Raw genomic sequence first — 12,741 nt, 5'->3', positions numbered from 1 at the left:
TGCGCCATGGCTGAAACCGCAACCAAGCTACCCATCAAGACCCAAGACAAATCCAAAGAGGCCGCCGTACCGGCCGGCAAATCGCGTGAATGGCATCCGTTCGAGGCCCTACGCAAACAGGTGGACCACCTGTTCGAAGACTTCGACAAGGGATTCCTGCCCAACACCTTCACGCGCCCCCTGTTCGATATCGAGCCGTTCTGGCGCCGCGAATTCACCCTGAACGCGATTCCCGCAATCGACATCGTCGAGCACGACAAGGATTTCCAGATCACTGCCGAACTGCCCGGCATGGACGAGAGCAACATCGAGGTCAAGCTGTCCAACGGGATGCTGAGCATCACCGGCGAAAAGAAGGAAGAGAAGGAGGAAAACAAGAAGAACTACCATCTGTCCGAGCGTCATTACGGCGCTTTCGAACGTTCCTTTCGCCTGCCCGAAAGCGTGGAAGCCGACAAGATCGAAGCGCACTTCAAGGACGGCGTGCTCACCGTGAGCTTGCCGAAAGACGGCGAGGCGCAGAAGAGCGCCAAGAAGATCGCCATCAAGACAAACTGAGGCCCGGCGGCCTTGGTGCTCGTCGGCCGCGTCCTATGAGGCGGCCGGCGGGCCGTCCGTGTCCGCATGCCAACGTCTAACGTGGAGAGCCGTCCAGCGGCGGTACTGCCTCGCCTTGGCATCGACAATGCAGGGATAGCAGCCATATTCGAGGAGGTTGCCGACCTGCTCGAATTGAAAAACGACAACCCCTTCCGTATCCGCGCCTACCGCAATGCTGCCCGCTCGGTGCGGGCCTTCACTCCGGATATTGCAACGCTGATCGGCAGCGGGCAGGAACTGCCCAAGCTGCCCGGCATCGGCGACGATCTGGCCGCCAAGATCCATGAAATCGTCGACACCGGCAGCAGCGCCCTGCGCGAGCGCCTGCGCCGGCAAGTGCCGCCTGCTCTGGTCGAGCTGCTCGCGGTTCCCGGCCTGGGGCCCAAACGGGTCCAGCGGCTTTATCACGAGCTCGGTGTGGAGACGCCGCAGCAGCTGCACGACGCAGCGAAGTCGGGGCGGATCGGCCAGCTTCATGGCTTTGGCAGAAAATTGCAGGACAAGCTGCTGCAAGCTGTGGAGATGAAGCTGCAAACCGGCAAGCGGATGCCCTTGGCCCTGGCCGCGCCGACCGCCGAGAAACTGCTGGGATACCTGAGGCAGGCGCAGGGCGCAGCTGAAGTGGTCGTCGCCGGAAGCTACCGGCGCATGCGCGACACCGTCGGCGACCTCGATGTCGTGGTGGCGGCGGCGGCTTCCGCCAAGATCATGCAACATTTCCTGGCGTTTCCCGAGATCGGCGAGGTGCTGGCCAGCGGTCCGACGCGTGCCAGCGTCCTGCTACGCTCCGGCTTGCAGGTGGATCTGCGGGTGATCGACAAGGAGGCCTATGGCGCGGCGCTGGTGTACTTCACCGGCAGCAAGGCGCACGGCATCGCGATCCGCAGGCGAGCCCAGGAACAGGGCCTCAAGCTGAGCGAATACGGCGTGTTCAGGGGCGAGCAGCGCATCGCTGGCGGGACCGAAGCTTCGGTGTACAGGGCGCTTGGCCTGGCGGAGATTCCTCCGGAACTGCGCGAGGACTGCGGCGAGATCGAGGCCGCGGAAAAAGGCCGCCTGCCGCGGCTGCTGGAACTGCAGGATCTCAAGGGCGATTTGCATGCGCACAGCAAGGCTACCGATGGCGCCAATACCCTCGAGGAGATGGCCGCCGCCGCGCGTGACGCCGGCCTGCAATACCTGGCCATCACCGATCATTCGCGGCGCCTGAAGATCGCCCATGGCCTGGATGCCGATGCCCTGTTGCAGCAAATGGAACGGATCGACACACTCAACGGACAACTGAAGGGAATCACGCTACTCAAGGGCATTGAGGTCGATATCCTGGAAAATGGTGATCTGGACCTGCCCGACGAGGTGCTGGCACGGCTGGACCTCGTGGTGGGTGCGGTACATAGCCATTTTGCCTTGCCGCGAGCCAGGCAAACCCGCCGCATATTGCGCGCGATGGAGCATCGCTATTTCACCATCCTTGCGCACCCCCTCGGCCGCCTCATTGGCGAGCGCGAAATGCTCGATGTGGACTTGCCGGAAGTGATTGCCGGGGCGCGTCGGCGCGGTTGCGCGCTGGAACTGAATGCGCAGCCGCAGCGGATGGATTTGTTCGACATCCACTGTCGCGCGGCAAAGGAGCAGGGCGTTCCGATCTGCATCAATTCCGACGCGCACCGGACCGGGGACTTCACAAACCTGCGCTACGGCGTCGGACAGGCGCGGCGGGGCTGGCTGGAAAAGGGCGATGTATTGAATACACGGACGCTGCCCCAACTCCGCCAATACCTGAAACAGTGCTTCGTTTAGGAGGGCCGCTCCTGCGCTTTCAGACGCCGAACGGATAGGTGTCGGGCGCCTCCGCCCGATGCCAATGCTCCGGCAGATCCAGCGGTTCCACCGCGCTGGTTTCGTCCAGATGGAATATGGCATCGAACTGCGCGGCGATCGAAGCCTCGAAGTAGTGGCTGGCCCGCTCGGTCTGCGGCAGATAGATCACGCCGATGGCGCGTTCCAGCATGCTCTTGCGCAACGGCGCCGCTGCGGGATCGCGTAGCGGCAGGAAGAAGCGGTCGAGCCGCGTGCTGTGGAACAGGTGCTCGTAGCTGTCCGCCAGGGCCGGCCGCACCAGCTTGTGCTCCACCGGCCCATCCCAGTTGGAGGCCGCTGCGACCCGGCCGGTATAGGTGGTGAAGCCGACCAGCAACGTCTCGTTGCCGGCCGCTTCGCGCATCAACTGCCCGAGGTTCCATTCACCTTGGCGCCCCATCTCGGTGGCGCGCGCATCACCCAGATGCGAGTTATGAGCCCACACCACTACCTTGCCACTGCCCCCGCGCTGGACGCAATGTGCGGAAAGTGCCAGCAGGGTGTCTCGCATATGGGCATCCCGCAGATTCCAGGTGCTGGTGCGCGAGCCGAACATCGCGCGGTAGTATTGCTCGGCATTGGCCACGACTGCGGCGTTACGCTCGGCGGCGAACTGGCTTTCCCGGGCCGACAAACCATCTCGTTCCAGATATTGGCCGGCGCGGGTTCGCAGATCCTGCAATTGCTGCAACACTGCATTGCGGGCCGCCGGGCGCAAGGACATCGCCGCCTGGTACCCATAGCTTTGCGCGTCGCGCACATGGTCGAGCAGCGCATAGCGCTGCCGGGCAACCGTGGCCTGATCCGGATCGACCTGCTCAAGATAACGGATTACGGCATCGGCCGAGGTGTAGAGGCTGTAGAGATCCAGGCCGTAGAAGCCGATGCGCTGATCCACGCTCAAGGCAGCGTTGTGCTGTTGCAGCCACCGAATGAACTCCAGCACATCGCGATTGCCCCACATCCAGGTGGGAAAGCGCTGGAATGCATCCAATGCCGCCTCGGCCGACCCCGAGCCCGCGCCATTGACAAAGCGGTTGACCAGCCAGGCGTCGGGCCAATCCCCTTCGACGGCGACGGCTTCGAAACCCTGTTCCGAAATAAGCCGGCGGGTGATTGCCGCCCGCATAGCATAGAACTCGTGGGTTCCGTGGCTGGCCTCGCCAAGCAGCACGAAGCGCTTGCCGGCTGCCAACTGCAGCAGTCCATCGTAATCGTGCGGTGTGTCACCCAGGCGCTGTGCCAGTCCGCGCACGGCCAGGAATGGCGTTTTCACGGTCTCACTCATACATGCCCCGGCCGCAGCCGCTCCAGGCAATCACGCACCTCCGCATCGCTGGTATCGCCGAATTGCCGGTAGAACTGACCGACAGCGCGGAAATCCGCCGGCGCATGCACGCAAACGAACCGGTCTGCGACGGCGGCGAACGAGGCGGCGGCATCGGCGGGTGCGACCGGCACCGCCACCACGATAGCTGCGGGTCCGAGCGCCCGCAGCGCCGCGATTGCGGCATGTGCGGACGCGCCGGTGGCGATGCCGTCGTCCACCAGAATGACGGTGCGGCCGCGGACTTCCAGCGCAGGTCGGTTGCCCCGATACAGCAGTTCGCGACGGCGCAATTCCTTGATCTCGGCCGCCTTCACGGCTTGTAGCTGGCTTTCGCTGACCTGGGCCATGCGTACGACATCGTCGTTGAGATACATTGCTCCGCCGGAAGCGATTGCGCCCATGGCCAGTTCACGGTGAGAGGGCACACCGAGCTTGCGCACGACCAGGACATCGAGGTCGACGCCGAGCGCGCGGGCCACCTCGTAGCCCACCGGTACCCCGCCACGGGGCAGTGCCAGGACCACTACGTCCTTGTGATGCTTGTACGGTTCCAGCAGCCGGGCCAAGGCCTGGCCGGCTTCGATACGATCGGCGAAGACGCGGTTGTCGTCACTCTCTCCGGCGGCGACTTGGTGACCCATGGGCTGTTCCGACGCCGCTGAAAATCCCTTGGATGTAACATTCTGTCTGTTCATTACAGGCACCCGCTAATGGGATGAGGTTGTTCAGCACGGGCTACCAGGCGGATGACCATGATCACAGGATGCCGCTATTCGCTTGCTTGAGCTCGGCTTCCGCTTCGAGCCAGCCCTGCAATCGCATCCGGGGGCGAAGCCCCCTTCTCGGCCTGCAAATATGCAACGCGGAAAATGATTGCCGGGCGTTCATGAGCTAACCAGCCCTCGGTGTAGGTAACTGACGCGCCTGGAGTCCAGGCGTCGGAAGTAAAGCGGTTCGGTTCGTCATAACGTCACCCTCAAGGAACATCGCCTAAACCGCCCATGAAATGCACGCCGTTGGCAATTGACCTGAAGAAACATAACACTGAAGCCGCCAATGCCGGCCGTCATTGATCTGCATCAAAGCCGCACGATCCGGTTCACTCCTTGGGAATCGGCAACCTCCCGCCGGGCAAGCCAGATTCCGGGAAGCATGGGCAGCCAGAAGGTCAGCAGGCGCAGAAGCAATGTGGCTGCCAGGGCAGCCTCGATGGGTACTCCGAGGAATCTGAGCATGCCCACGGAGCCTGCCTCGAAGGTTCCCAGGCCAATGGGAATGGGCCCGATCGTGGCGACCATCGACGCGATCGCGAAACTGACAAAAACAATCCAGAACTGCGGCGCCTCGCCGATGGATCTGAATGCCACCCAGAGTGTCCCCGCATCGAGCAGGATAATGGCGAACTGGAGGCCGCTGGCCTGGGCCAGGAGAACAGGATTGCGCAGAAGATCGGCCGGAGCCTTGGCCAGGGCCCTAAACGTCGCTGTCATGCCCAACACCCGGCCGAGCCAGGCGAACAGCTTCCCCTCACCCCAGCGCCTGACACCAAGAACCGCCGAGGGGATTGCAATCGTAACCAATACAAAGATAGCAAGCCCGAACAAGAGCGTGAGCGTGGCATGCTGGTGTATTCGCAGGATTGCGGCGCTGCCGATCACCGCAATCAGATAGGCGATGTCGAACGAGATCAAGCCGACCAGCATTGCCGCCAGGGCCATTTCCGGCCTGATGCGCCGGCGCATCAGGCCACTTGCGACCAGCATGGTGCCGCTGATTCCTCCACTTGGCAGGATCTGGTCGGTAAACAGCTTGGCCACGGCAAGCGGCGCAAGGGTTCGAAGCGGCATGGGACAATTGGCGCGGCGCAAGGCCTGGTGCCAGACCATGGCGGCACAAACGTACGTCGCGCACTGGAGCAGGACCGCGAGCAGCAGCCAGCCCGGACGCACCGACCGTGCAAGTGCCGCGAGCCGTTCTGGCGAGCCGAAATGCAGCACCGCGACGATCAAGGCCGCCATGCCTAGCAGGCTCACCAACCAGAACAGGATCGACCTCGGGCGTGAAGTCTTGCTGAAAAGAGCCGGAGCGATATCGCCCGGCCCTGGTTCAATCGACGACATCCGTTGCCCCCGCGATGGCAACATCTTGACCGCTTGATCGTTCGCCACGTGGATTCGGCCAGCGGCCCGCCCGGAAACCGGCCCAGACCAGCATGTCGATCAGATCCATTTGCGCCTCAACAGCCAGCTTTTCACGCCCTGGGTCAGCAGTACGTAGCAGAGCAGTGTTGCCGCCAGCAGCGGCCAGTACAGCGTGGGTAGCCGCGAAAACCCAAGGAAGCGACCCAGCGGCGAGAACGGGATGGCCACTCCAAACGTCATGATCAGCAGGCTGAATGCCATCACCGGCCAGGACGAACGGCTTTGCAGAAAAGGGATCTTGTTGGTCCGGATCACATGAATGATGAGCGTCTGAGTCAACAGGCTCTCGACGAACCAGCCGGTCTGGAACAGGCTGGCGCTGTGTGCCGCGGCTTGCGGAGTCGAGATGTCCCAACAGTTGAACAGGTAGAGCATCATCAGGTACGTGGTGTAGTCGAATACCGACGAACACGGCCCGATGAAAAGCACGAATCGTGTGAGTTCCCGCAGGTCCCACTGCCGCGGCGCTGCGGTCCGCTCCCGGTCCACGTTGTCGGTTGGAATGGCTGTCTGGCCAATGTCATAGAGCAGATTGTTGGCCAGGATCTGAACCGGCAACATCGGCAGGAACGGCACGAAGATGCTTGCCCCAAGCACGCTGAACATGTTGCCGAAGTTGCTCGACGCGCCCATGCGCACGTACTTGATGATGTTCGAAAAGACCTTCCTGCCCTCGATCACGCCCTCGTTCAATACCAGCAGCGATCGTTCCAGCAGGATGATGTCCGCGGACTCCTTGGCGATATCCACCGCCGTGTCTACGCTGATGCCGACGTCGGCCACATGAAGCGCGGGCGCATCGTTGATGCCGTCACCCATGAACCCGACGGTGTGCCGGCGCGATTGCAACGCCTTGATGATCCGCTGCTTGTGTGCCGGAGAGACACGGGCAAAGAGGCTGGTGATCTCGGCGGCATCGGCAAGCTGTTCCTCGCTCAGTTTTTCGACATCGTCACCGAGCAGAACATGTTCGGTCGGCAGCCCAACCTCCCTGCATATCTTGCGCGCCACCAGGTCGTTGTCACCGGTGACGATCTTGACCGACACGCCATTCCCTTGCAGTGCCTTGATCGCCGCGGCGGCACTCTCCTTGGGAGGGTCGAGGAACGCCACATAGCCGCGCAGGGTCAGGTCGCATTCGTCGGCCTTGCCGTAGGGCGTTGCGTTCCCCGCCACCGCGCCGCGAGGCTCGATATCCTTTGTGGCGATCGCCAGCACGCGAAAGCCGTCGGCGCTGAGTAATTCGTATTCCTTCTTCAGTTCATCGATGTGCAGATGATCAAGGGGCAGGAGTGCGCCGTCGAGCTCGGCGTTTGCACATTTCGGAAAGATCGCCTCGGGAGCTCCTTTGGAAATAATGCGATCCTTGCCTTGTGGTGTCCGCACTACGACCGACATGATGCGGCGCTGGAAGTCGAAGGGAATCTCGTCGACCTTGGTGTATTCGGGGATATTGGCGCGCGCATGCGTATCGACGTGGGCCAGCACCGCCCGGTCGAGGACATTCTTCAGCCCGGTCTGAAAATGGCTGTTTATGTATGCAAGAGCGAGCACCCCATCGTCTTCGCGCAGCATGACGTTGCAATGCCGCTCGAGAATGACCTTGTCCATCGTCAGCGTTCCGGTCTTGTCGGCGCACAACACGTCCATGGCGCCCAGGTTCTGGATCGCGTTGATCCGTTTGACGATGACCTTCTTGCGCCCCATCGCTATCGCGCCCTTCGACAGGCATACCGTCACGATCATCGGCAGCATCTCGGGCGTCAAGCCGACGGCTACCGCCAGGGAAAAAAAGAAGGCCTGTACCCAGCTACCCTTGGTCAGGCCGTTGATGACGAACACTAACGGCACCATAACCGCCATGAAGCGCATCATGAGCCAGGTGAACCGGGAGATGCCGCGGTCAAAGGCGGTCTGGGTTTGCTGCTCCTGCAGGGACTCGGCCATGCTGCCCAGGTAGGTGTCCTTGCCGGTGGCGACGACCACTGCACTGGCCGATCCGCTTTCGACGCTGGTGCCCAGGAACGCGATGCTGGTCAACCCGACAGGTGCAGCCGTCGCTTCCGCGGCACTTTTCTCGATTGCGAATTTCTCGACCGGAAAGCTCTCCCCGGTGAGCGCGCCTTGGATGACGAACAGATCCTTCGCCTGCACGATTCGTACGTCGCCGGGGATCATGTCGCCGGCGGTGAGTTGCACGACATCACCCGGAACCAGGCGGGCAACGGCTACCTCGCGCGGTTCGCCGTTCCGTAGCGCCGTAGCCGTCACTGAAATGAGTGCCTTGAGCTTTTCGGCCGCATCACTGGCCCTCGATTCCTGAAATAGCTTGAGCCCGACGCTCAGGGCGATCATGGCCACCATCATGATTCCCGATCGGACATCGCCCGAGGCAAAGGAGATTGTCGCCAGTGCTGCCAGCAGGAGCACCAGCGGGTTGAGCACCGCTCGCCAGAGCAACTTGCCAAAGCTCGCACGATGGTCCTTAGCCAGTACGTTGGGGCCGTATTTGAGCAGGCGCGCGCTTGCGACTTCGTCAGTCAATCCATTGGGGCTGGTATCCAGTTTGGAGTAGAGGGCTTCCGCGTTGGTCGCCGCGGCCTCAACCAAGGCCGGCGACACCTGGATCTTTGAGGTTCGCTGCTGCCGGTTGGCAAGCAGCCTTTTCGGCAGCACTCCGGCTGGCGTTTTGGCCATGGACTTACCCGTAGAGTTGTAGTTGAGCCGGTCCGCCACCGGCCGCCTGCACTTCAGCCCCTGACTCGCTTCGCCAGATCCGCAGCGTGATCGATTGAAGGCCGTGTATTCGCAACGTCGCAAAGAAAAGCCACATGGTGACGCGTCGTCACATTGATCTTGAAACCCTTGACGATGCTGTCGGCAAGCAAGCTCGACGTGACCCTCGTGGTGACCCAGTCATCACTGGCAAGGCGTTCACCTTTCTGCGTTGCATGCATGCCCGACGCCTGTATTTTGCAGCCGACGGACGGCGTGCTGGCCGCTGCTGGCTGAAGGTCGTTTTGAATGCCGCTGATGCCGTCAACAGTACACGCGAGCTCCGCGGCGGCGCTCCTTGCGCTGGGGGTGGAAGCAGTTCCCGCTCGCGTGACCACGCCGTTGACCGTTGTGACGCGGATGTTTGAGTTCTTCGGACGCGCATCATCTATGTACCCGGCTTTAACCTTGCCTGCGATGGCCGTATCGCCGAGATCGGCGCCTGCGGTTCCAGCGCCTCTGGAGTCCGCGACGCATCCCGCATTGAATGCAATCAAGGCTGAAAGAACGACAATAGGAAGCAACCATCGCGGAGCGTTGGTATTCATGAGGCGCCTCGCAGATAAATAGCCAAGTGGTCGAGTAACTCCAGCGATTGTTGAATATCTCAATATTCGCAACTACACACGTTGATCCATGTCAATGCCAATCTGCCGACGGTTTGGCAACCTGATTTTTCAAAACGAACTGCGCCGCATTGGAAATCTCACAATGACAGGGTTCCTGCCCAGTACGGTGCCAACCCCACAGCACAACCGCCTTCTCGGGGCATTGTCCGCAGATGTGCGGGGTCGTCTGCCCCCTATTTGGAGCTGGTGCCTTTTCCACTGGGAAAAGTGCTGCATGAAGCCGGGGATATCTTTCGCCAAGTGTGCGTTCGCGTTTGCGGCAACTACGTAGCCCACCTTCGGTAAAACCGCATTGCTGGTGCGGTCCCCGGCCAGAATAATGAAGTAAATTCAACATCGGAGTGACACATGGAGTTTCTGGCCAAGGTTTCGGCTCTGAGCGTGGAGATCTGCCAGCGCACCCCGCCGGCGAACCTTGGCAGAGTCGAATGCGACAGGCATTCGGTGCGCCTTTGCATGCCCTTGCAGGTCGGGCGCAACCGGAATTTCGCCTGGAGCGACATCGCAGCTGCTTGCTACGCGGATGCCGGTCCCGATGGCATGGGCGTAATCTTCTTGGACTTGGGACGGAGTTACGAGCCGGCCTATGTGTTCATGGAATCCGCAGGTGCGCAGGATTTGTTTGCGGGACTTATCGAGCACGACATATTCCCGCTGGCCCGCCGTCCTTCGAAAACGTCCGCTGCGGAGGGCATTGCCCACTCAGCGCTGCGGCCAAGCAGCCGCGAGGGCCAACGAAACCTTCAGCCGGCGGAGCGGCTTTGACCCGGATCATTGCGCAGAGTGGGCCGGCCATTCGAGGCGTGGTAGGAAAAATATTCTGGGAAGCTATGTCGGCCTTGCCCTCAACTTCGTGGCTTGGTGCTGCAACTAGCGTGCGGAAGGTGTTCTGGAGCGCTTGGCTCGCGTCGGTAGTGCTCATGCTTGGTCCTTGCTTGCCGTGCGGCGCGGACGACCTGATGGGTAAGACTTCCACCTATTCGGTCCAGCGCGGGGACACGCTGTTGGATATCGCGCGACGCTTCGACCTCGGCTTTGCCGAACTCATGGCCGCCAATCCGGGTGTCGATCCCTGGTTACCGCCGCCCGGCACGAGCTTGCTCGTGCCCGGGCAACACGTGCTGCCGGCGGCACAGCGAACGGGCATTGTCATCAATCTCGCTGAACTGAGGCTGTACTTTTACCCTCAGGATGAATCTGAAACCCGGAGTTTTCCGATCGGGGTCGGCCGCGCGGGTTGGCAGACGCCGCAAGGGCGCACGCGGGTGGACATGAAGGCCAATCATCCGGTCTGGGTGCCCACGCCGTCGGAGCGCGCGGAGAATCCGGATCTTCCGTTATCGGTCCCGGCGGGTCCAGACAACCCGATGGGCGACTACGCTCTCTATCTCGGATGGCGTGGCTACGCCATCCACGGTACCAACAGGCCGTACAGCATCGGACGGCGTGACAGTCACGGATGCATCCGCCTGTACCCGGAAGACATCGCGTGGCTCTTTGCGCGGGTTGGTGTCGGAACTCCCGTCACGGTGGTCGATCAGCGCTTCAAGGCGGGGTGGTCCGGCGGAGAACTGTTTCTGGAGGTCCATTCCGGCCAGGCGGGCGCCGATGCCCTGGAATCCGGGCAGACGCCGGAGCCTATTGCCGAAGGTGAAGTAGAGGCATCGCTGGCCGCGGTGGCGGGTTCCGAGGCTGCGCGGATCAATTGGGAGACCGTCTACATTACGGTGCAGCAGATGCGTGGAGTGCCGGTTCAGGTCACGTCGCCGCGCCGTTGATCCAGATCATTTTAACGTCGGCCTATCGCCGTTAAAGTTAATTGGAGTTCTGTTCATAAACAAAGGAATAAATCATGCGCACCTGTAAACCGACAATCGCCGCGTTTCTGTTCGTTGCCCTCCTTGGCGGCTGCGCCACGCTCAGTGACCAGGATCGGGCACTGCTGGTCCGCGCTTCGCAAGACTCCGATTCTGCCAAGACCATGGCCAAACAGGCCTTGGACATCGCCCAAGCCGCGCAGGAGAGCGTCAATGTCGCGGGGGAGGAAGCCAACCGCGCTGCCGCCGCGGCGCAGGCGGCAAACCAGAAGGCCGAGCAGGCCGCAGCCGACGCGAAGGCGGCCAGCGAGAAGTCCGATCGCATCTTCCAGCATAGCCTGCGTAAGTGATGTCCACGCCATGCCTGGACGTTGCCGGAAACCGTGGGTCTTCAATGTAAATGTAGTCTGCCCGGTCTGAAGAAAATGCTTCGGCTGATGATCGAGAGTAATGGTTCAGATCCGTTCCTGATCTGCGGCTAGGGGCCACGCATCAGGACCGAAGGGGATACCTATCCACTGAAGATGTTCATGTTCCGGCACGGCGAGGTCAGGAAGCTAGCCGACGAAATGCTCGCCCTGCGGTACGGGTGGGGCATTCGACGAATAGATGGAGGCAAACCTGCTTTGTTTGTTCGGTAACGTCGGCAGGGAGCCCAGCGGTACGGAGGAGAGCAGATGAGCAAGACCGGAAAACAAAGCTGGCATCGGAAACCTCGGCGGGCTGCCGTTCCACGTTTCCACCAAAAGGCATTGCATCCGCCCCTGTCTGGAGGCGCAACAACGGAGGAGGCAGGGCAAGATCGGGCGTCGCCCGATGGGGACGATCTCGACTCATCAGAGGCCAATGCTTCACCAAGAGCATTTCCGGAGATCGAGTCGATGCCGCCCATTGATGCGGATATCGAGCATGTCCATGACGGCGGCACACCGGAACAGATGGTGCACGAGCGCGACGCAACATCAATGCAGAAAATCCCGGACGCCGAATAGGCGTTGATCGTGCCCCTGGTGCTGAAGATGCGCCTGTTCTGCCGCGCCGAGACAACTACATGGACGCGGCCTGGCTCCATTCTCTGGAATGCTGCAGCCTCCGAGCTCTCCGGGGCGGTTCACCCATACGATCACTGGTAACGAGGGCAATTCAATGCCGCGCACACACAATGAGTTCCACAGGTCGAGCAGGAGTGGGTGGCTCAGAGCCGCCGTGCTTGGTGCGAATGACGGGATCCGTCTTGCTCACGTTTTGGCCGCTTCACCGTATCCCTTCACAATGCCCTCGGACGTCTGAATGAAATCGTTGAGCACTTTTGCCGTATCGTCATTGTGCGCTTCGACTCAAGCTACGTGCTTGATCTTGCTGTGCGCTCCTGGCGTAACGAACCAGCCCGGCCAAGCCTCCGTCCCTATACCAAACCGCCGGTCTACTCGCGCTGACAAGCGGCGAATGGTGATGCAACATTGTGTGGAAGCGAACTGAAGGAGTGCCCGCCGAGGGTCAAAAATTAACAAGGCACAGTTCTGGCTCAA

12 protein-coding genes and 1 pseudogene are annotated in these 12,741 nt (G+C 61.4%); 7 read left to right on the top strand and 6 right to left on the bottom strand.

The genetic code is table 11. The annotated features are described in order from the left end of the window. Positions 1-6 precede the first annotated feature (6 nt). Both BP26_RS0106155 and polX read left to right on the top strand, forming a co-directional pair. Positions 7-558, top strand: a complete 552-nt coding sequence (locus BP26_RS0106155) for an Hsp20/alpha crystallin family protein (protein ID WP_029919697.1) — start codon at positions 7-9, stop codon at positions 556-558. Positions 559-624: 66 nt separating this feature from the next. Continuing rightward, a complete protein-coding gene (gene polX / locus BP26_RS0106150; protein WP_051748425.1) occupies positions 625-2,400 on the top strand; it encodes a DNA polymerase/3'-5' exonuclease PolX in 1,776 nt (591 codons plus the stop codon). Positions 2,401-2,419: 19 nt separating this feature from the next. On the opposite strand, the gene BP26_RS0106145 is transcribed toward polX, so the two are convergent. From BP26_RS0106145 to BP26_RS0106125, 6 genes are all read right to left on the bottom strand, one after another. After that, positions 2,420-3,748 carry an erythromycin esterase family protein gene (locus BP26_RS0106145; RefSeq protein WP_029919695.1) on the bottom strand — a complete coding sequence of 443 codons (1,329 nt, stop codon included), beginning with the start codon at positions 3,746-3,748 and terminating at the stop codon, positions 2,420-2,422. Next, on the bottom strand, positions 3,745-4,431 hold the full coding sequence (locus BP26_RS0106140) for a phosphoribosyltransferase (protein WP_029919694.1): 687 nt from the start codon (positions 4,429-4,431) through the stop codon (positions 3,745-3,747). The genes BP26_RS0106145 and BP26_RS0106140 overlap by 4 nt, the downstream gene beginning before the upstream one ends. A 438-nt stretch (positions 4,432-4,869) precedes the next feature. Then, positions 4,870-5,910 (bottom strand): lysylphosphatidylglycerol synthase transmembrane domain-containing protein, encoded by a 1,041-nt coding sequence (locus BP26_RS0106135; RefSeq protein WP_051748422.1) that lies wholly within the window; start codon positions 5,908-5,910, stop codon positions 4,870-4,872. Next, positions 5,897-6,019 carry a hypothetical protein gene (locus BP26_RS30850; RefSeq protein WP_281172694.1) on the bottom strand — a complete coding sequence of 41 codons (123 nt, stop codon included), beginning with the start codon at positions 6,017-6,019 and terminating at the stop codon, positions 5,897-5,899. The genes BP26_RS0106135 and BP26_RS30850 overlap by 14 nt, the downstream gene beginning before the upstream one ends. Continuing rightward, positions 6,010-8,688, bottom strand: a complete 2,679-nt coding sequence (gene mgtA, locus BP26_RS0106130; protein WP_029919692.1) for a magnesium-translocating P-type ATPase — start codon at positions 8,686-8,688, stop codon at positions 6,010-6,012. The genes BP26_RS30850 and mgtA overlap by 10 nt, the downstream gene beginning before the upstream one ends. Positions 8,689-8,741: 53 nt before the next feature. Beyond that, positions 8,742-9,314 carry a BON domain-containing protein gene (locus tag BP26_RS0106125; RefSeq protein WP_084182853.1) on the bottom strand — a complete coding sequence of 191 codons (573 nt, stop codon included), beginning with the start codon at positions 9,312-9,314 and terminating at the stop codon, positions 8,742-8,744. A gap of 429 nt (positions 9,315-9,743) precedes the next feature. Here BP26_RS0106125 and BP26_RS29250 point away from each other — a divergent pair, with 429 nt between their 5' ends. The 5 genes and pseudogenes from BP26_RS29250 to BP26_RS31030 form a co-directional block, all read left to right on the top strand. After that, positions 9,744-10,160 carry a hypothetical protein gene (locus tag BP26_RS29250; protein ID WP_029919690.1) on the top strand — a complete coding sequence of 139 codons (417 nt, stop codon included), beginning with the start codon at positions 9,744-9,746 and terminating at the stop codon, positions 10,158-10,160. A 194-nt stretch (positions 10,161-10,354) separates the two neighbouring features. After that, entirely contained in the window at positions 10,355-11,173 is an 819-nt protein-coding gene (locus tag BP26_RS26460; protein ID WP_211254839.1) for a L,D-transpeptidase family protein, read from the top strand. 74 nt (positions 11,174-11,247) lie between these two features. Next, complete coding sequence (locus BP26_RS0106110) at positions 11,248-11,562, top strand: alanine-zipper protein (protein ID WP_029919688.1); 315 nt, start codon at positions 11,248-11,250, stop codon at positions 11,560-11,562. A gap of 327 nt (positions 11,563-11,889) precedes the next feature. Further along, complete coding sequence (locus tag BP26_RS29245) at positions 11,890-12,204, top strand: hypothetical protein (protein WP_157572385.1); 315 nt, start codon at positions 11,890-11,892, stop codon at positions 12,202-12,204. 154 nt (positions 12,205-12,358) lie between these two features. Further along, positions 12,359-12,442 (top strand): annotated as a pseudogene (locus BP26_RS31030) (VIT1/CCC1 transporter family protein); the annotation flags it as partial. Between the last annotated feature and the right edge of the window lie 299 nt (positions 12,443-12,741).

The organism is Nevskia soli DSM 19509, assembly GCF_000711955.1.
Classification (GTDB): Bacteria; Pseudomonadota; Gammaproteobacteria; order Nevskiales; family Nevskiaceae; genus Nevskia; species Nevskia soli.
Note: the sequence above shows the minus strand (reverse complement) of the source record. Positions and strands in the feature narration are given on the sequence as shown.